The following is an 18,784-nucleotide window of genomic DNA, read 5'->3' on the forward strand; positions in this document are numbered from 1 at the left end:
TTATTCGGAGGGCACGTATTCTACTACTTCCAGGTCGAAACCGGATATCGCATTAAATTTCATCGGTGCGCTCATCAGGCGCATTTTGCGCACGCCCAGGTCACGCAGGATCTGCGAACCGGCACCGACGATGCTGTAGGTGGTCGGTTTTTTCACCGGCGCGTGGTCCGCCGTTTCGCGGATATGCGCCAGCAGCACATCGCCATCCAGCGGATGACCGAGCAACAGCACCACACCGCTGCCTGCCTCGGAGACCGCGGCCATGGCGGCGCGCAGGCTCCAGCGGCCCGGCTGCTTGACCATCAGCAGGTCGCGCAGAGGGTCCATGTTATGCACACGCACCAGGGTCGGCTCTTCGGCGCAGATGTTGCCCAGGGTCAGGGCCATGTGCACATCGCCTTCCACCGAATCACGGTAGGTCACCAAATTGAATTGGCCCAGTTCGCTGTCCAGTGGCTGCTCGGCAATCCGCTGAACGGTACGTTCGTGGATCATGCGGTAGTGAATCAGGTCGGCAATGGTGCCCACCTTGATGTTGTGTTCGGCGGCAAAGGCTTCGAGTTCGGCACGGCGGGCCATGGTGCCGTCGTCGTTCATCACTTCGCAGATCACGCCGCTTGGCTCGAAACCGGCCATGCGCGCCAGGTCGCAGGCGGCCTCGGTGTGGCCGGCACGGGCCAGGGTGCCACCCGGTTGGGCCATCAGCGGGAAGATGTGGCCGGGGCTCACGATGTCTTCGGCCTTGGCATCTTTCGCGGCGGCGGCTTGTACCGTACGGGCGCGGTCGGCGGCGGAAATCCCGGTGGTGACGCCGGTAGTGGCTTCAATCGATACGGTGAACTTGGTGCCAAAGCCCGAGCCATTGCGCGGCGCCATCAACGGCAGCTTGAGCAACTCGCAGCGCTCACGGCTCATGGGCATGCAGATCAGCCCACGGGCGTGCTTGGCCATGAAGTTGATGTGCTCAGGCTTGCAGGCCTCGGCGGCCATGATGATGTCGCCTTCGTTCTCGCGGTCTTCGTCATCCATCAGGACGACCATCTTGCCTTGGCGGATGTCTTCAACCAGTTCTTCGATGCTATTGAGCGCCACGCGGCACCCCCTTGGTCAGGATTTCAGGTAGCCGTTAGCGGCCAGAAAACTTTCGGTGATGTTACTCCCGGCTGGCTCTGCGGCCTTATCGCCCAACAACAGGCGCTCCAGGTAACGGGCAAGCAAGTCCACTTCCAGGTTCACCCGGCGACCTGGCTGGTAAGACGCCATGATGGTTTCGCTGAGGGTGTGGGGAATGATGGTCAGTTCAAATTCGGCGCCGTTCACAGCGTTCACGGTGAGGCTGGTGCCATCGACGGTGATCGAGCCTTTATGGGCAATGTACTTGGCCAGCTCTTTGGGTGCGCGGATGCGGAACTCCACAGCACGCGCGTTTTCGCTGCGCGATACCACTTCGCCAACGCCGTCGACGTGGCCGCTGACCAGGTGACCGCCGAGACGGGTGGTCGGGGTCAGGGCTTTTTCCAGGTTCACCGGGCTGCCGGCCTTGAGGTCGTTCATCGCGGTGCAGTCCAGGGTTTCCCGACTGACATCGGCAGCAAAGCCGTTGCCCGGCAGTTCGATGACGGTGAGGCACACGCCGCTGACGGCGATACTGTCGCCCAGCTTGACGTCGCCCAGGTCCAACTTGCCGGTTTCAACCAGCAGGCGCACGTCGCCGCCCTTGGGGGTCATGGCGCGGATGCTGCCGATGGATTCGATAATGCCGGTGAACATGGCCTTCTCCTGGAAAACGGGACGGGCACTTGAGCGCCCGGTCAGAATTATACGCTCGCGGGTGGAAGCGGGATGGCAGTGACTCGCCAGTCGTCGCCTACAGCGCGCATTTCAGTGATCTTGAGTTGGGGAGCGTCGGCCAGTCTCTCAAGCGGCCAGTCCAGCAAAGGCCGGGCGGCGGAGCCGAGGAATTTGCCGGCGATGAATATCACGTACTCATCCACTAGGTCTTGCTGGGCAAATGCCCCCGCCAGGCTTGGGCCTGCTTCTACCAACACTTCGTTGACGCCACGGGCGGCCAAGGCGACCAGCGCCGAGCGTAGATCGACCTGGCCATCGACGCCCGGCACCACCAGGCATTCGGGACCACGAGGGAACTGGTTCTCCGCCGTCACGCAAGTGATGACCAACGCCGGCCCGGCCTTGAAGAACGGCGCATTGAGCGGCACGCGCAGGCGGCCGTCGATCAGCACACGCAACGGCGGGCGCGACATGGCCAGCGCCGTGGTCGCTTCGTCCAGGCCGAGTTCGGCGGCGCGCACGGTCAGGCGGGCGCCATCGGCCAGCACCGTGTCGGCGCCGGTCAGCACCACGCTGGCCTCGGCACGCAGGCGCTGCACGGCGGCGCGGGCGGCGGGGCCGGTGATCCATTGGCTTTCGCCGCTGGCCATGGCGGTGCGACCGTCCAGGCTCATCGCCAGCTTGACCCGCACGAAGGGCAGGCCGTGTTCCATGCGCTTGAGAAACCCCGGATTCAACGCGCGGGCCTGGGCTTCCAGCACGCCACTGAGGACCTCGATCCCGGCCTGCGCCAAACGCTGCATGCCGCGCCCGGCCACTTCGGGGTTCGGGTCCTGCATACCCGCCACCACACGTGCGACACCGGCCGTTACCAACGCGTCCGCGCACGGCGGCGTGCGCCCATGGTGGCTGCAGGGTTCGAGGGTCACGTACACCGTGGCGCCACGGGCCTTCTCACCGGCAGCACGCAGGGCGTTGGGCTCGGCATGGGGTTCGCCGGTGCGCTCATGCCAGCCTTCGCCGACAATCTGCCCATCGCGCACAATCACGCAGCCCACACGCGGATTGGGATGGGTGGTGTACAAACCCTTGCGCGCGAGTTCCAGGGCGCGGGCCATGTAATGGGCGTCGAGCACCGCTTGTTCGGCAGACGGTGGGTTCATTCTTTGGCAGGCTCCCGGGCCAGGCGGTCGATCTCTTCGCGGAACTCATTGAGGTCCTGGAAGCGTCGATACACTGAGGCGAAACGGATGTAGGCGACTTCGTCGAGCTTTTGCAGCTCACCCATCACCAACTCTCCCACCACCAGGCTCTTGACCTCGCGTTCGCCGGTGGCACGCAGCTTGTGCTTGATATGCACCAGCGCCGCCTCCAGCCGCTCGACACTCACCGGGCGTTTTTCCAGGGCGCGCTGCATACCGGCACGCAGTTTTTCTTCGTCGAAGGGTTGGCGGCTGCCGTCGGATTTGATCAGGCGCGGCAATACCAGTTCGGCGGTTTCGAAGGTGGTGAAACGTTCACCGCAGGCCAGGCATTCGCGCCGGCGACGGACTTGATCGCCCTCGGCGACCAGACGCGAGTCAATGACCTTGGTGTCGTTGGCACCGCAGAAGGGACAGTGCATGGTGGGCAGGCCACAAATAATGGGAGGGCCATGGTAGCGCATCCCCGTGGCAAGACAAGCCATAGCCTTTACGGTATATAGGCTGACTATTATGTTTCATATTTTTTTAAGCCACGGATTTTGTCCTTTCTGGAGCCGTACATGCAGTTACGACCACTTGTTTTGCTCACCCTGTTCAGTTTCCTGGTCGCCTGCAGCAGCGAAGCCCCCAAACCGACCACGCCTCAACCGACGCCCGCACAAGAGAAAAAAGTCCCCGGTATTGAAGACCTCGGCCCCCTGCCCGCCTATCAACGTGAAATCAGCGGCAGCCTGACCAACATTCCGGCCGGTGCCGAAGTGGAGATGGCGCTGCTGGTGATCGACGACCGTTCGCGCCCGCAACAATTGCTGGCCAGCAGCGTGCTGACCGGTAACGGCAAGCCCCTGGCCTTCCGCCTGCGCTTCAATCCTGAAGCGTTCCCAGCGGGTGCCCGGGTTGAATTGCGTGGTCGCGCCAGCCAGTCCGGCCAGTTGATCCTGCACCTGCCGGCCGTGCGCATCACCCAGGCGATCACCCAGACCACCGGCCCCCTGCAACTCGTCAAGGCCCCATGACGCCACCGCTGGGCCTGCAAGTTGCCCTGAGCGAACTGATCGGCGACGCGCAATTGGTGCCCTGCCCACTGCCGGGCACTGAGTTGTCGTTGTGGTTGCTGGATGCGGACAACATGGACCGCGCCTTCAGCCCCGAAGAAACCCGGCGCATCCTGCATGAACCGCCCTACTGGAGTTTTTGTTGGGCCAGTGGCTTGGCGCTGGCACGGTACCTGGCGGCGAACCCTGAGTGGGTCGCCGGCAAACGCGTGCTGGATTTTGGCGCGGGTTCCGGCGTTGCCGGGATTGCGGCGATCAAGGCTGGCGCGCTGGAAGTGGTGGCCTGCGACCTCGACCCGCTGGCGCTGGCGGCCTGCCGGGCGAATGCCGAACTCAACGGTGTGGAACTGGGTTACTCCGCAGACTTTTTTGCCGAAGCCGATCGCTTCGACCTGATCCTGGTCGCCGACGTACTCTACGACCGCGCGAACCTGCCGCTGCTGGACCAGTTCCTGACCCGAGGCCGCGAAGCGCTGGTCGCCGATTCGCGCGTGCGCGACTTCCAGCACCCCGCTTATCAAAGGCTGGAGATCCTTGATGCGCTGACACTGCCTGACCTGGCGGAGCCTTGGGAGTTTCGCAAGGTGAGCCTGTACCATTCGCGGCGCCAGCCCTTATAGTTGCCCCATTCCCGCTTTATTCGAGACGCCCCATGAGTGAGCCCACGCCGTACATCTTCGACGTCACTACCGCCAATTTTGACCAGGCAGTGATCCAGAACTCCTTCGAAAAACCCGTGCTGGTGGACTTCTGGGCCGAGTGGTGCGCGCCGTGCAAGGCATTGATGCCGCTGCTGGCGCAGATTGCCGAGAGTTATCAGGGTGAATTGCTGCTGGCCAAGGTCGACTGCGAGGCCGAGCAGGATATCGTTGCGCGTTTTGGTATTCGCAGCCTGCCGACAGTGGTGCTGTTCAAGGATGGCCAGCCGGTGGACGGGTTTGCCGGGGCGCAGCCGGAGTCGGCGGTGCGGGCGATGCTGGAGCCGCATGTGCAGATGCCGCCGCCGGCTGCGGCAGATCCTCTGGAACAGGCCCAGGCGCTGTTTGCCGAAGGTCGTATCAGCGATGCCGAAGCGGTGCTGGTCGCGCTGTTGGGCGAAGACAACACCAACGCCGCCGCGTTGATCCTGTACGCACGTTGCCTGGCCGAGCGCGGTGAATTGGGCGAGGCCCAGACCGTGCTGGACGCGGTGAAAAGCGACGACCACAAGGCCGCCCTCGCCGGGGCCAAGGCGCAGATCACTTTCCTGCGCCAAGCGGCCGACCTGCCGGACGCCGCCGACCTGAAAAGCCGCCTGGCGCAAAACCCGCAGGACGATGAAGCGGCCTACCAGTTGACGATCCAGCAATTGGCGCGCCAGCAGTACGACGCAGCACTGGAAGGCTTGCTCAAGCTGTTCATCCGCAACCGCAGCTACAGCGAAGGCCTGCCGCACAAGACCTTGCTGCAGGTGTTCGAATTGCTGGGCAACGATCACCCGCTGGCGAGCGTGTACCGCCGCAAGTTATTTGCCGCGTTGTATTAATCGCCGACCCAACTGTACAGCGGCGTATCCCCGCCGCTGCTGACTTTTACCTGGGCACTATGGCGCAGGCGCACCAACAGGCGCTTGCCCACCGAGGTATCGCCGGCCAAGCCTTCCAGTTGATCAAGCAGTTCCAGACCGCTGAGCTGGCCGGCCTTGCGCAACAGGTCCTGGGCGCCTTGCCACAGGTCATCATTGTGTTTGACCGGAGCCGCCGGTGCGGTGGTCGCGCTGGCAGCGGGCGCCGCCTGCAACTGCGCACCCAGCCGTGCCCAATCGCCGTCGTCCAGCTCCAGAGTCAAATCCACCGGCAAGTCGCCGACCGTTCCACGAATTCGCAACATCGTCCTCACTCCTGCACTTTTCTGACGAGCATGCTCCCATGCGGCTTGCGCAACGCCAAGCGGGCGGTCAAACTCTGGCGCCATTGTTATAAGATCACATAACAAAACTTTCATGTTCTGGAGTCCTCTCATGCGCCGTCTGTTGCTTGCTTTACCGTTTGCCCTGCTGCCATTGGCGGTTGCCCACGCTCATGATGATCACGACCATGAACACGGTAGCCTTGGCGCCCACGAGCATGGCGTAGGCCGCCTCAACGCGGTACTCGACGGCCAGGCCCTGGAGCTTGAACTGGACAGCCCGGCGATGAACCTGGTGGGTTTTGAACACCTGGCCACCACCCCGGCGGACAAGGCCAAGGTCGCCGCTGCACGCAAACAGCTGGAAAACCCCGTAGCGCTGTTCAACCTGCCCAAGGCCGCCGGTTGCATGGTCAGCAGCCAGGAACTCAACAGCCCTCTGTTCGGCGACAAGCCCGAAGCCGACCATGACGACGATGACGACGACGCCAAAGACGGCGCCCACGAACATCATCACGACCACAGCGAAATCCACGCCCACTACCAGTTCACCTGCGCCACGCCGAGTGCGCTGAGCAACCTGGACCTGACCCAGGTGTTCAAGACCTTCCCCGCCACCCAGAAAATTCAGGTACAACTGATCGGCCCGAGCGGCCAACAAGGTGTGGAAGCGACGGCCACAGCAGCCACCCTGAAATTCTGAGTTCACATGACCCACGCATTGATCGAACTGTCCGGCCTGGGCTTCAACTGGCCCGGTCATCCACAGTTGCTGGATATCCCCGCGTTCCGCCTGGAAGCGGGGGAAACCCTGTTTCTCAAGGGCCCCAGCGGCAGTGGCAAAACCACCCTGCTCGGCTTGCTCGGCGGCGTGCAGAAACCCAGCCAGGGCAGCATCCGCCTGCTCGGCCAGGAGCTGACCGCACTCTCGGCCGGCGCCCGCGACCGTTTTCGCGTCGACCACACCGGCTATATCTTCCAGCAGTTCAACCTGCTGCCGTTCCTGTCGGTGCGCGAGAACGTCGAGTTGCCTTGCCACTTTTCCAAACTGCGTGCACAACGCGCCAAGCAGCGCCACGGCAGCGTTGATCAGGCCGCAGCAGCCCTGCTCGCGCACCTGGGTTTGAAAGACAAAACCCTGCTGGAACGCCGCGCCGACTCGCTGTCCATCGGCCAGCAACAACGCGTCGCCGCCGCCCGTGCGCTGATCGGTCAGCCGGAACTGGTGATCGCCGACGAACCCACTTCGGCCCTGGACTACGACGCCCGCGAAGCTTTCCTGCAACTGCTGTTCGCCGAATGCCGCGAAGCCGGCGCCAGCCTGTTGTTTGTCAGCCACGACCAGAGCCTGGCCTCGCTGTTCGACCGCAACCTGTCGCTGGCCGAACTCAATCGCGCCGCCACGCCCGCAGAGGTTTGAGATGTATCTGTTCCGTCTAGCGATGGCCAGCCTGGCTAACCGCCGCTTTACCGCGATTCTCACCGCGTTCGCCATCGCGCTTTCAGTCTGCTTGTTGCTCGCGGTGGAACGCGTGCGCGTTGAAGCGCGCAACAGTTTTGCCAGCACCATCAGCGGTACCGACCTGATCGTCGGCGCCCGTTCCGGTTCGGTGAACCTGCTGCTGTACTCGGTGTTCCGCATCGGCAACGCCACCAATAACATCCGCTGGGACAGCTTCGAACACTTCGCCGCCAGCCCCCAGGTTAAATGGGCGATCCCGATTTCCCTCGGCGATTCGCACCGCGGCTACCGCGTGATGGGCACCAACGAATCCTACTTCGAGCACTACCAATACGGGCGCAAGCAGAACCTTGAACTGGCCAGCGGCCGAGCTTTCGCCACCGATCCCTTCGAGGTGGTACTCGGCGCCGAAGTCGCCGATGCGCTGCATTACAAACTCGGCGACAAACTGGTGCTGGCCCATGGCGTCGCGGTGGTCAGCCTGGTCAAGCACGATGACAAACCGTTCACCGTGGTCGGCATTCTCAAGCGCACCGGCACCCCGGTGGACCGCACCTTGCACATCAGCCTCGGCGGCATGGAAGCGATCCACATCGACTGGCACAACGGCGTGCCGGCCCAGGGCAAAGGCCGCATCAGCGCCGACCAGGCGCGCAACATGGACCTCACGCCGCAGGCCATCACCGCGTTCATGCTCGGCCTGAACAACAAGATTTCCACCTTTGCCCTGCAACGGGAGATCAACGAATTCCGTGGCGAGCCGATGCTGGCGATCCTGCCCGGCGTGGCGCTGCAAGAGCTGTGGAGCATGATGGGCACCGCCGAAAAAGCGCTGTTTGTGATCTCGCTGTTCGTGGTGCTCACCGGCCTGATCGGCATGCTCACGGCGATCCTTACCAGCCTCAACGAACGCCGCCGCGAAATGGCGATCTTGCGTTCGGTGGGTGCACGGCCCTGGCATATCGCGACGCTGCTGATCTTCGAAGCCTTCGCCCTGGCGTTATCCGGTGTGATCGCCGGCGTGGGGTTGCTGTATGTGTGCATCGCCGCGTCACGCGGGTATCTGCAGGCCAACTACGGCCTGGACCTACCGATGTCGTGGCCGAGCGAATATGAATGGACGCTGCTCGCCGGTATCCTGGGCGCCGCGCTGTTGATGGGCAGCGTGCCCGCGTGGCGCGCCTATCGGCAATCCCTGGCCGACGGCCTGTCCATACGTTTATGAGGAAGGCCTTGATGCGTCGCGTCCTGTTTGCACTGTTGCTGCTGCTTGCCCTGCCCGCCTGGGCAGCCGAGCCTAAAGAACTGACCTGGTCGGAGCTGATACCGCCGGATGCCCCGCCGGAAGTGCCGAACATGCAACCCCTGCACAATCTCTCCAGCATGGCGGATGCCCTGGAATCGGCCCCTGCAGCCAAGCAGGACCTGCCCAACGCGCCGGTGGTGCCAGCGCTCGATGGCCAGCACATTCGCTTGCCCGGCTACATCGTGCCACTGGAAGTCAGTGAAAACGGCCGCACCACCGAGTTTTTGCTGGTGCCGTATTTCGGCGCGTGCATCCATGTGCCGCCGCCGCCGTCGAACCAGATCGTGCATGTCAAAAGCGAAATCGGCGTGAAGCTCGATGAGTTGTATCAGCCGTACTGGATCGAGGGTGCAATGCAGGTCAAACCGTCCACCAGCGAGCTCGCCGACGCCGGTTACCAGATGGATGCCGAGAAGATTTACATGTACGAATTGCCCGAATAACGCTTATCGCCCTTTCATTGAGCTGAGTCAAAAGACCGAACGGAACGATCTTTACCATTGGACCTACAACTTTTAAACGTCCTTTGGAGCTCCCATGAACAAGTCTCTGCTCGGCGCGTCCCTCTTCGCGCTCGCCCTCGTTGCCCCTGTTGCGCACGCTCACGAAGCGGGCGACATTCTGGTTCGTGCCGGTGCAATCACCGTGAACCCGAAGGCCGACAGCGGCCACGTCAAGGTTGACCAAGGCCCATTGGCCGGCGCCAACCTCGGCGGCAAGGCGACCATGAGCAGCGACACTCAGTTGGGCCTGAACTTCGCCTACATGCTGACCAACCACGTGGGTATCGAACTGCTGGCCGCCACGCCGTTCGAGCATGACGTGAAGATCAAGGGCACCGCCCTCGGCGCCGCCAACGGCAAGCTCGGCACCCTGAAACACCTGCCGCCGACCCTGAGCATCGTGTACTACCCGCTGGACAACAAGTCGGCCTTCCAACCGTACGTGGGCGCCGGTATCAACTACACCTGGATCTACGACGAGCACGTCGGCAGCCGTGCCCAAGGCGCAGGTTTCAGCAACTTCAAGGCTGAGAACTCCTGGGGCTGGGCCGCGCAGATCGGCGCCGACTACATGATCAACGACAAGTGGATGATCAACGCCCAGGCGCGCTACATCGACATCAGCACCAAGGCCACCGTGGACAACAACGCCCTGGGCCAAGGTACTCGCGCCAAGGTGAACGTGGACGTGGACCCGATGGTTTACATGGTGGGTATCGGTTACAAGTTCTGACACCGACCTGACCAGCAACACAAACTCATGTGGGAGGGGGCTCGCCCCCGATAGCAGTGTGTCAGCCAACACCTAGTTGACTGAGCCACCGCTATCGGGGGCAAGCCCCCTCCCACATTTGGAGCTCAGTTTCTTCAGCTGTGGCGGTAGAACCGGTCCAGCAATGCCGGCAACCCCGCCCGCCACGCCCGTGGCTTGATGCCGAACGTGTGGAGGATCTTCTTGCAGGCGAGCACCGCGTGTTGCGGTTCTTCACTCGCATCCGGCCGGGCTGCGTGGGCCTGGGCAGTGGGGGACTCGATCGCCAACGGGTGGTAGTTGCGCGCTTCGGTGAGGATCGCCTGGCCCAGCGCCAACGGCGTGGTCGCCTCATGGCCGGCGTAGTGGTACGTGCCCCACAGCGGCGCCGCGCAATCGAGTTGCTTGAGCACCGAAATGATCACCCGTGCCGCGTCATCCACCGGTGTCGGGTTGCCGCGCCGGTCGTCCGCCATCAGCAACTCATCCGGCTTCTCGGCCCGGGCCAGGAAGCGCCCGAGGGTACCGTCGACGCTGTCATCCAGTAGCCAGCCGAACCGCAACAACACATGTTGCGGGCAGGTGGCGCGCACGCTCTGTTCGATACGCCACAACGCCTGGCCACGCAGGCCCAGGGGCACCGGCTCGTCTTTTTCGCTGTAGGCGGTGGCGCGGGAGCCATCGAACACGCGGTAGCTGGACGGCTGCAACAAGGTGATGTTGTGGTGCTGGCACAGCTCGGCCAGGCGCTCGATGGCGAACTCCTGGGCAGCCAGGCGGGTTTCGCTGACCGCTTCGGCCTGGAACCAGTCGAAGTAGTAGGCGAGGTTGATCAACGCATCGGGACGGGTGTCGTCGAGCAATTGGGTGAGGCTCGCGGCATCCCAGCCGTCTTGGGGCGGTTTGGGTGCGAGGAAACCGATGTCTTCCTCTGCACCGAGGCGAATCAGCGCCTGCCCGAGGGCATTCCCGCCGCCCAGTAACATAAGGCGCATTCGCATAGATTGAGCAGGCCCGGTCTGTTTGGAACGAAGGTTTTCTGGTATTGGCCAGAATCGTTGCATTTTGCGGGTTTGTAGCGCAACCGTCACGGATTAACTATCTTCGCATCCACCTCCCCGGGCTCATGCTCAAGGGCCGTGCGCGCTGGCACCATGACCTGCTGTGGATAAGTCTGCGCGAAGTGCACCTCGGCGCAGTTATCCACAAGCTTTTTCAGGCGCTGGTTGAACGCACGGCTCACCGCATACTGCCCGCCCGACACCGTGCGGAACTGCGCCGTCAGCACCACGCCGTTGAGGTCCATCTTGTCTACGCCAAACACCTCCAGCGGCCCTTGCAGGTTGTACTTGAGGAATACGTCGTCACGGATCGACTGCCCCGCTTCACGGATCAGCTCCACTGCCTTGTCCACATCCGTGTCGTAGGTGAACTGTACCGAGAAGAACGCATAGGCAAATTGCCGCGACTGGTTGGTGACCGCCTTGATCTGGCCGAACGGCACCGAGTGCACAAAGCCCTTGCCGTCGCGCAGGCGCAGGGTGCGGATGGTCAGGCCTTCGACGGTGCCGGCATGGCCGGAGTCGAGTACCACCCAATCGCCAATGGACAGGGTGTCTTCGATGATGATGAACAGGCCGGTGATCACGTCCTGCACCAGTTGCTGGGAGCCGAAACCGATCGCCAGGCCGACTACTCCGGCACCCGCCAGCAACGGTGCGACGTTGATGCCGAGGTTGGCCATGGTGGTGATCGCGCAGATCACCACCAAAATGATTTTCACCGCATTGCGCAGCAACGGCAGGATGGTTTTCACCCGCGTGCTGGGCTGGCGGCTGGAGCGTTTGTTGACCGGCGGCTTTAGCGCTTCCTGGATCGCCGTGTCGAGCACCACCCAGAACAGCCAGGTCATCAACAGGATCAGGCCGATGCTGCTGAGCGAGTCGCTGATCGCGCGACCAATCGAGTTGCGCTCGGCGAATTCAAACAACGACACGCCCCAGATACGCCCGAGCACTTCGATAAAGGCCACCGCCATGACAATGCGCAACAGCGCATGCAGCAGACTGAGGAAGCGCTCTTTGTAGGCGCTGCTGCGCTGGATTGCCACCTGGCTGCGGGATTTGAACAGGTGTTGCAGCACCGTACTGAGGAATACCGTGCCGATCAGCAGGATCGTGGTGAACAACGCACAGCGCAGCACCTTCTGGTTGTCGTCGCCGGCGCCGATCAGGTTGATCGCCGAGACCAGCACCATCAGCAGGATCGGCCAGTACCAGAGCCCCGAGAAGATCCGCAGTGATTGCTGCAGCGCCGGGTGCTTGAGGCGCTGGGCCAATGGCCGATTGCGGATCAGGTGGGCGACCGGGCGGCGCAGGCGAACCACCAGCACGCCGAAGATCACCGTCGCAAACAGGCCGGTGAATACCGCGATGCTACTGGTGATATTACCGCCCAATTGGCGTGCGATCTGCGGGCTGGTGAGCGCGTCGCTGAGGGCGGCGAGGAAGCCGATCAGGAACAGCGGCTTGGGGCAGTAGTCGCGAATGATCTGCACCGCCGGGCGTTTGTGGCCGACGTTGAACATGACGATCACGCACAACAGCATTGAGGTGGAAAAGATACCGCTGCTGGTGGCGTAGGCAAAACACAGCGCCAGCGCGCGGCCCACGGAGGTCGGTAGAAAATGGCTGACGTACAACGTGAGGGGCAGGCAAACCAAAGCCGGGAGTGTGTACGGCACGACATAGCCGAGAACGGCCTGGAAACGTTTGCGCCGCTCGAAAAACGTGCGTTGCCCCAGGCGTCGCACCATCACACGCCCCAGTAACGTCAGCAGCGTAAAGGCGCCGACCCACACCCCGGACAGCAACAGAAAGTCCCCGGCGACGCTCCACGGCGAGCGCTCAGCGGTCTGGTTGACCAGGCGGCCGACTTCGTTCGCGGCCCGGTCGGCGCGCAGGCGCCATTCGTCAATGAAGTTCTGATTGAGGTCCAGCTTCTGCTGCACATCATCGATGCTGGAGCTGATCGCCCCCAGAAGGCCACCTTCCACCAGCAACTCCGGCTTGGCCGGCGCCTCGGGCTCAGGCGCAGTGGCCGCAGCGTGTAGCGCGCCAGTGCCGCAAAACAACAGCACGCCGAGCAGTAATGCAATCTTGGGATTCAGCAAAACACCGGGCTCCTTCAAAAGGGTCTGTAAGGAACTGACGGGTTTGCGCCTTGAACGTTCCCCTCTGCCGTCTGTAGGAAGGCGGAAACTTTCAGCCAAAAATCGCAGTCAGCCATACACGGGGGCCTGGCCCCCACTTCTTTCACAGGAGCAATCATGGCTGCGATCCCCGACTGGGTGCCCATCACCCCCAGTGTCGCCATCACTCGCTTCACGGTGTTGACGGTCAATATCCACAAGGGCTTCACCGCCTTGAATCGACGCTTCATCCTGCCTGAGCTGCGTGAAGCCGTACGCAGCGTGGGCGCCGACATGGTGTTCCTGCAGGAAATCCACGGCACCCACGAGCGTCATCCGCAGCGCTTCAGCGACTGGCCGAACATGCCGCAGTACGAGTTCCTGGCCGACAGCATCTGGCCGCAATACGCCTACGGCCGCAACGCGGTCTACCCCCACGGCGACCACGGCAACGCGTTGCTGTCGAAATTCCAGATCGTGCGCTACGACAACCTCGACATCTCCCAGAGCGGCCATGAAAACCGTGGCCTGCTGCATTGCGTACTGCGCCTGCCGGGCACCGGCCAGGAGGTGCATGCCGTCTGTATTCACCTGGGCTTGCGCGAGGTGCATCGCCAACAGCAATTGCGCTTGATCGAGCAGCGCATCAGCGAGATCCCGGCCGATGCGCCGTTGATTGTTGCCGGTGATTTCAACGACTGGCGACAAAAGGCCGACCTGAGCCGCAGCGGCCTCAGAGAGGTCTTCGTCGAAACCCACGGCAAACCCGCACGAACTTTCCCGGCACGCCTGCCGTTGCTGCCGCTGGACCGGATCTACGTGCGCAATTTGAAGGTGCATAACGCCCGGGTACTGACCACACGGCCCTGGTCTCATCTGTCCGACCATGTGCCGCTGTCAGTGGAGATCGAGCTATGAACGTCGCCGTAGAACACATCGCCACCGACCAACCGCCCGACGACGCCAAGGCCCGCGACCGGGATTACGGCTGGCAGAGCGGCAACCAGATCGAGTTGCTGGAGAACGGCGAGGCGTACTTCCCCAAGGTGTTCGAGGCCATGCGCGTGGCGCGGCGGGAGATCCTGCTGGAGACCTTCATTCTTTTCGAAGACAAGGTGGGCCACGAGCTGCAAGGCATTCTGATCGAAGCCGCGCGGCGCGGCGTGAAGGTGGTGGCGAGCCTGGACGGATTCGGCTGTGGCGAATTGAGCCAGCCCTTTCTTGGCGAGCTGGCCGAGGCTGGCGTCATCGTGCAGATGTTTGACCCCGCATCCAAGACCCTGGGCATCCGTACCAATTGGTTTCGCCGCTTGCACCGCAAGATTGTGGTGGTAGATGCCGAAGTCGCGTTTATCGGCGGGATCAACTTTTCCGCCGATCACCTGGGCGATTTCGGCCCAGAAGCCAAGCAGGATTATGCGGTGCGGGTGACAGGCCCGGCGGTGGCCGACCTGCATCATTTCGCCCTGGCTCAAAGTGGCCGCCAGGTGCGCACGCGACGCGGTTGGCGGCGGCGCCAGCAGCGGCCTGCGTTGTGGTCCAGCGACAACGGTGAAGGCCTGGTGCGCTTGATCTACCGCGACAACGTGCAGCATCGCGATGACATCGAAGAGGCGTACATCCATGCACTGAGCAAGGCGCAACAGCGCGTGGTGATCGCCAACGCCTACTTCTTCCCCGGCTACCGCCTGCTACGCGAGATTCGCAACGCCGCGCGCCGTGGCGTGCAGGTGCAACTGATCATGCAGGGCCAGCCCGATGTGCTGCTGGCCAAGCTGGCGGCGCGCATGCTCTACGACTATCTGCTCAAGGATGGCGTGGTGATTCATGAGTACTGCCAGCGGCCACTGCACGGCAAGGTGGCGCTGGTGGATGACGAATGGAGCACCGTGGGTTCAAGTAACCTGGACCCGTTGAGCCTGTCGCTGAACCTGGAAGCCAACGTGTTGATTCGCGACCGAGGGTTCAATCAACAGCTGTACGAGCGCCTGGAAACACTCGCCAAAAACCATTGCCAGACCATGCCGGAAAACCGCAAGCCACGCCTGTGGCTCTGGCGATTGACCGTGGGCTTCCTGGTGTTTCATGTGATGCGTCACTTCCCCGCCTTGACCGGCTGGCTGCCTGCCCACAAGCCACGCTTGAAACCCATCGGGAGCCAGGCCAATGAGCACTGAATCCAGGTTTGCACGGTGGAAAAAACCGCTGACGATTGCCTTCTTCCTACTGCTGATCGTGCTGTTCACCCTGCTCGCTCGCCGCATTGATTGGAGCGAGGTGGTGCAGACCCTGGGCGACTTCAAGGTACGCACGCTGCTGATCGCAAGCGCACTGACGCTGTGCAGTTTCCTGGTGTACGCCAGCTTCGACTTGATTGGCCGCACCTACATCCGCCAGAACCTGGTGTGGAAGCAGATCTTGCCGGTAGGCATCATCAGCTATGCGTTCAACCTCAACCTGAGCGCGTGGGTCGGCGGCATCGCCATGCGTTATCGGCTGTATTCGCGATTGGGCGTGAGCACCAGCAATATCGCCAAGATTCTTGGCCTGAGCCTGGCCACCAATTGGTTTGGCTATATGGCGATCGCCGGGGTCGTGTTCAGCAGCGGCCTGGTCACGATGCCACCGGGGTGGAAAGTCAGCACCACGGCATTACAAGGCATCGGCGCGTTGTTGGTGCTGGCCAGCCTGGGTTACATGGTGGCCTGTCAGTTTTCGAAAAAGCGGGCGTGGACCATTCGCGGCATGGAAATCAACCTGCCGTCGGTGCGCATGGCGTGTCTGCAGTTGCTGCTGGGCGCCTTGAACTGGTCACTGATGGCGGCGGTGATCTTCACCCTGCTGCCGGCCAAGCTCGACTATCCACTGGTATTGGGGGTGTTGCTGATCAGTGCGATTGCCGGAGTGCTCACCCATATTCCAGCCGGGCTGGGCGTACTGGAGGCGGTGTTTATTGCGCTGTTGCAGCATGAGGCCTCGCGGGGCAGTTTGCTCGCCGGGTTGATTGCGTACCGCGCCATTTATTTCATTGTGCCTCTGCTGATTGCGCTGGTGATGTACCTCGGTGTGGAGGCGAAGGCCAAGGCGTTGCGGGTGAAGAACACGCCCGCCTGATTCACCGTGGACGATGACTCAAACCCCAAAGCGGCTGCGGTAATCGCTGGGCGCGAGGCCGGTGATTTTTTTGAACGTGGCGCGAAAGGCACCGGGGTCCTGATAGCCCACCGTCCAGGCGATATGGTCGATAGTGCCGTTGGTGAACTCCAGCATCTGTCGCGCCTTGCCCACGCGCAGGTGCTGGCAGTATTCGGTGGGTTTCAAGCCCGTGGCGTTGCGAAAGCGCCGTAGGAAAGTGCGCTCTTCCAACCCGGCTTCCTGAGCCATCGCCGCAAGACAGACATCCACCGCCCCGCTGGCCTGCAACCAGTGCTGAACCTTGAGAATGGCCGCATCACCGTGGCCAAGAATCGGCGCGAAGTTACTGCCACATTGGCTGGCACTGTCACTGTGTTCGATCACCAGGAACCGCGCCGTGTCCGCCGCGATGCTCGGGCCCATAAGGCGGTCGACCAGGCGCAGGCCAAGTTCGGACCAGGCCATCAAGCCGGCGGTGGTGATCAGGTCGCCGTCATCGACGATAGGCTTGTCGGCCTCCAGGCGCACCGCCGGGTAGCGGGTGGCGAAAGACTTGGCGGAAGACCAATGGGTGGTAGCGCTGCGCCCATCGAGCAGTCCACTGCGCGCCAGCATGATCGAGCCAATGCACACACCGCCCAGCACCGTGCCTGCCGCATGTTGTTGGCGAATCCACTCCAGCAGCGCAGGGGGTGCCTGCTCTTCTGTAAACTCGCCGATCGACGGCGGCACCAGCACCGCCATCATCGGTTGCTCGGGACCGGGATGACTGCTGAAGACGCGCACCGGTGTACCGGCGCTATCCACCTGCCAATGGCTGACCCGTAGCAATGGCAACTGCGCGGATTGATGCTCGGCGGCGATGCGATTGGCCACGCCGAACAGGTCAGTCAAGCCGTGCACGGCGGCCAGTTGCGCCCCCTGGTAGATCAACACACCCAGCTCAACCACGACCATTGTCAGTTTTCCCCCTGTTATTGTCGGTGCAGCCAATCCTAAGTGCGGACGCCAGCTAAGATACTGGGCCCATCAACCCATCACGAGGCAACACACATGGCCAAGCAAGCGCTCATCCTAATCGATATCCAGAACGACTACTTCCCCCAGGGCAAGTGGCCACTTGACGGCGTGGACGCCGCGGCGGACAAGGCTGCACAGGTGCTGCAGGCGTTTCGCAAGACGGGTGATGCGGTGATTCATGTACGTCATGAGTTCACCTCCGATGACGCGCCGTTCTTCACGCCGGGCTCCGAGGGCGCGCACCTGCATGGCAAAGTGCTGAACCAGGGCAATGAGCCGGTGGTGCTCAAGCATTTCGTGAATGCGTTTCGCGAAACCAACCTGCGTGCCCTGCTGGAACAGCGCAGCATCACGGACCTGGTGGTGGTCGGCAGCATGAGCCATATGTGCATCGACGCGGTGGTGCGGGCGGCGGCGGACCTGGGCTACACGGTTACGGTGATTCATGACGCCTGTGCGACGCGGGACCTGGAGTTCAATGGGCAGGTGATTCCGGCGGCGCAGGTGCATGGGGCTTATATGGCGTCGCTGGCGTTTGGGTATGCGGGCGTGGTATCGGCGGATGAATACTTGAAGGCGCAAGCGGCGGCGGCATGACCGCCACTTGTCGCTGCGGCGTCAGCGGGTCGCGATGATGAACAGGCGCGGAAACGGCAGCAGCACGGTGCCATCGGCCAGGGCTGGATAAGCCTGGGTGATCCGCGCCTGGTATTCCTGTAGGAACGCGGCTTTTTCATCGCCAGTCAACAGTGCGAGAAAGGGTCGCAGCGCCGAGGCTTTGAACCACTCCACCACTGCCGCGTGATCCGCCAGCGGGTGCAGATAGGTGGTGCGCCACACATCGACGGTACTGCAGTGCTGACTCAGCAGCTCGTAGTAGTAACTCGCGGCGTGGCGCTCATTGTGTTTGACCGCGCCGATTTTTGCAGACCAGGGGCCATCGGCGGCGACTTCGCGGGCCAGCCGGTGGGCGGGCTCATCCAGATTGTCCGGGGTTTGTACCGCCAGCGTACCGCCAGGGGTCAGTTGGCGGACCAGGTGCGGGTACAGCGCGGCGTGGTCCGGCAACCATTGCAGGGACGCGTTGGCCAGGATCACATCGAAGGCTTGCGCAGGCTTCCAGGCACCGATATCCGCCAGTTCGAAGTTAAGCGCCGGTAGCCGCTCGCGGGCGTCGGCCAGCATGTCATCGGAGCTGTCCATGCCGGTGACATGGGCTTGAGGAAAGCGCTCGGCCAGCACTTCAGTGGAGTTGCCGGGTCCACATCCAAGGTCAACGGCATTGCGTACCTCGGTATTCGCAATGGCCGCGACCAGATCACGGACAGGACGGGTGCGCTGCTGTTCGAACATCGTGTACTGCTTGGCTGACCAGGTCATCACGGCTTTCCTTCTTTTTGAGGGTGGCTGCAAGCCTAAATCTTGTGAGCAATGAGAACAAATGCCAGGATTGACGCACTCCCATACCTGAAAAGTATC

At 62.5% G+C, this 18,784-nt stretch carries 21 protein-coding genes; 12 read left to right on the plus strand and 9 right to left on the minus strand.

The genetic code is table 11. The annotated features are described in order from the left end of the window. From ribBA to nrdR, 4 genes are read right to left on the minus strand one after another with little or no spacing between them, the layout of a single operon-like run. Complete coding sequence (gene ribBA / locus M2497_RS28165) at positions 1–1,092, minus strand: bifunctional 3,4-dihydroxy-2-butanone-4-phosphate synthase/GTP cyclohydrolase II (RefSeq protein ID WP_248484890.1); 1,092 nt, start codon at positions 1,090–1,092, stop codon at positions 1–3. Between the two features lie 15 nt (positions 1,093–1,107). Further along, positions 1,108–1,770: a riboflavin synthase gene (locus tag M2497_RS28170; protein ID WP_058424587.1), complete on the minus strand. Its 663-nt coding sequence runs from the start codon at positions 1,768–1,770 to the stop codon at positions 1,108–1,110. 47 nt (positions 1,771–1,817) lie between these two features. Beyond that, entirely contained in the window at positions 1,818–2,954 is a 1,137-nt protein-coding gene (gene ribD, locus M2497_RS28175) for a bifunctional diaminohydroxyphosphoribosylaminopyrimidine deaminase/5-amino-6-(5-phosphoribosylamino)uracil reductase RibD (RefSeq protein ID WP_248484892.1), read from the minus strand. Beyond that, on the minus strand, positions 2,951–3,415 hold the full coding sequence (nrdR, locus tag M2497_RS28180) for a transcriptional regulator NrdR (RefSeq protein ID WP_010206843.1): 465 nt from the start codon (positions 3,413–3,415) through the stop codon (positions 2,951–2,953). The genes ribD and nrdR overlap by 4 nt, the downstream gene beginning before the upstream one ends. 141 nt (positions 3,416–3,556) lie before the next feature. Between nrdR and M2497_RS28185 the strand changes: the two genes are divergently transcribed. Genes M2497_RS28185 through trxA form a run of 3 tightly spaced genes read left to right on the plus strand, consistent with a single transcriptional unit; the run spans position 3,557 to position 5,576 of the window. After that, positions 3,557–4,012: a YbaY family lipoprotein gene (locus M2497_RS28185; protein ID WP_058424585.1), complete on the plus strand. Its 456-nt coding sequence runs from the start codon at positions 3,557–3,559 to the stop codon at positions 4,010–4,012. Then, positions 4,009–4,671: a 50S ribosomal protein L11 methyltransferase gene (locus tag M2497_RS28190; RefSeq protein ID WP_248484893.1), complete on the plus strand. Its 663-nt coding sequence runs from the start codon at positions 4,009–4,011 to the stop codon at positions 4,669–4,671. Before M2497_RS28185 ends, M2497_RS28190 begins: the two co-directional genes overlap by 4 nt. A 32-nt stretch (positions 4,672–4,703) precedes the next feature. Continuing rightward, on the plus strand, positions 4,704–5,576 hold the full coding sequence (gene trxA, locus M2497_RS28195; RefSeq protein ID WP_248484896.1) for a thioredoxin: 873 nt from the start codon (positions 4,704–4,706) through the stop codon (positions 5,574–5,576). Here trxA and M2497_RS28200 read toward each other — a convergent pair. After that, positions 5,573–5,920 (minus strand): hypothetical protein, encoded by a 348-nt coding sequence (locus M2497_RS28200; RefSeq protein ID WP_248484899.1) that lies wholly within the window; start codon positions 5,918–5,920, stop codon positions 5,573–5,575. The two genes, trxA and M2497_RS28200, sit on opposite strands and share 4 nt — an antisense overlap. Before the next feature lie 130 nt (positions 5,921–6,050). Between M2497_RS28200 and M2497_RS28205 the strand changes: the two genes are divergently transcribed. The 5 genes from M2497_RS28205 to M2497_RS28225 all read left to right on the plus strand — a co-directional run bounded on the left by M2497_RS28205 (position 6,051) and on the right by M2497_RS28225 (position 9,942). Then, positions 6,051–6,641 (plus strand): DUF2796 domain-containing protein, encoded by a 591-nt coding sequence (locus tag M2497_RS28205; RefSeq protein WP_248484901.1) that lies wholly within the window; start codon positions 6,051–6,053, stop codon positions 6,639–6,641. 6 nt (positions 6,642–6,647) lie between these two features. Continuing rightward, positions 6,648–7,358, plus strand: a complete 711-nt coding sequence (locus tag M2497_RS28210; RefSeq protein WP_248484903.1) for an ABC transporter ATP-binding protein — start codon at positions 6,648–6,650, stop codon at positions 7,356–7,358. Position 7,359: 1 nt separating this feature from the next. Beyond that, positions 7,360–8,625, plus strand: coding sequence for an ABC transporter permease (locus M2497_RS28215; protein ID WP_058424578.1), 1,266 nt, complete (start codon positions 7,360–7,362; stop codon positions 8,623–8,625). 11 nt (positions 8,626–8,636) lie between these two features. Next, complete coding sequence (locus M2497_RS28220) at positions 8,637–9,149, plus strand: DUF3299 domain-containing protein (RefSeq protein WP_248484905.1); 513 nt, start codon at positions 8,637–8,639, stop codon at positions 9,147–9,149. 94 nt (positions 9,150–9,243) lie between these two features. After that, complete coding sequence (locus M2497_RS28225) at positions 9,244–9,942, plus strand: OmpW family outer membrane protein (RefSeq protein ID WP_248484907.1); 699 nt, start codon at positions 9,244–9,246, stop codon at positions 9,940–9,942. A gap of 134 nt (positions 9,943–10,076) precedes the next feature. Here the strand turns inward: M2497_RS28225 and M2497_RS28230 are convergent, their stop codons facing one another. Together M2497_RS28230 and M2497_RS28235 are read right to left on the minus strand one after the other, a co-directional pair. After that, positions 10,077–10,961 (minus strand): sugar nucleotide-binding protein, encoded by an 885-nt coding sequence (locus tag M2497_RS28230; protein WP_248484909.1) that lies wholly within the window; start codon positions 10,959–10,961, stop codon positions 10,077–10,079. An 86-nt stretch (positions 10,962–11,047) separates the two neighbouring features. After that, positions 11,048–13,132, minus strand: a complete 2,085-nt coding sequence (locus M2497_RS28235; RefSeq protein WP_248484912.1) for a mechanosensitive ion channel family protein — start codon at positions 13,130–13,132, stop codon at positions 11,048–11,050. A gap of 156 nt (positions 13,133–13,288) precedes the next feature. Between M2497_RS28235 and M2497_RS28240 the strand changes: the two genes are divergently transcribed. From M2497_RS28240 to M2497_RS28250, 3 genes are read left to right on the plus strand one after another with little or no spacing between them, the layout of a single operon-like run. Continuing rightward, positions 13,289–14,068 carry an endonuclease/exonuclease/phosphatase family protein gene (locus tag M2497_RS28240; protein ID WP_248484915.1) on the plus strand — a complete coding sequence of 260 codons (780 nt, stop codon included), beginning with the start codon at positions 13,289–13,291 and terminating at the stop codon, positions 14,066–14,068. Continuing rightward, positions 14,065–15,327, plus strand: coding sequence for a cardiolipin synthase ClsB (gene clsB, locus M2497_RS28245; RefSeq protein ID WP_248484917.1), 1,263 nt, complete (start codon positions 14,065–14,067; stop codon positions 15,325–15,327). Before M2497_RS28240 ends, clsB begins: the two co-directional genes overlap by 4 nt. Next, on the plus strand, positions 15,317–16,264 hold the full coding sequence (locus M2497_RS28250; protein WP_248484920.1) for a lysylphosphatidylglycerol synthase domain-containing protein: 948 nt from the start codon (positions 15,317–15,319) through the stop codon (positions 16,262–16,264). Before clsB ends, M2497_RS28250 begins: the two co-directional genes overlap by 11 nt. A gap of 18 nt (positions 16,265–16,282) precedes the next feature. Here the strand turns inward: M2497_RS28250 and M2497_RS28255 are convergent, their stop codons facing one another. After that, positions 16,283–17,242: a GlxA family transcriptional regulator gene (locus tag M2497_RS28255; protein ID WP_248484923.1), complete on the minus strand. Its 960-nt coding sequence runs from the start codon at positions 17,240–17,242 to the stop codon at positions 16,283–16,285. A 96-nt stretch (positions 17,243–17,338) separates the two neighbouring features. On the opposite strand from M2497_RS28255, the gene M2497_RS28260 reads away from it, so the two are divergent. Further along, the gene (locus M2497_RS28260; RefSeq protein ID WP_248484925.1) at positions 17,339–17,902 is read left to right on the plus strand and encodes a cysteine hydrolase family protein; all 564 of its coding nucleotides are present in this window, start codon (positions 17,339–17,341) and stop codon (positions 17,900–17,902) included. Between the two features lie 21 nt (positions 17,903–17,923). Here M2497_RS28260 and tam read toward each other — a convergent pair whose 3' ends face one another. Then, positions 17,924–18,685: a trans-aconitate 2-methyltransferase gene (gene tam, locus M2497_RS28265; RefSeq protein ID WP_248484926.1), complete on the minus strand. Its 762-nt coding sequence runs from the start codon at positions 18,683–18,685 to the stop codon at positions 17,924–17,926. Between the last annotated feature and the right edge of the window lie 99 nt (positions 18,686–18,784).

Origin of the sequence: Pseudomonas sp. CYM-20-01 (genome assembly GCF_023169845.1) — a bacterium.
Classification (GTDB): Bacteria; Pseudomonadota; Gammaproteobacteria; order Pseudomonadales; family Pseudomonadaceae; genus Aquipseudomonas; species Aquipseudomonas azotoformans.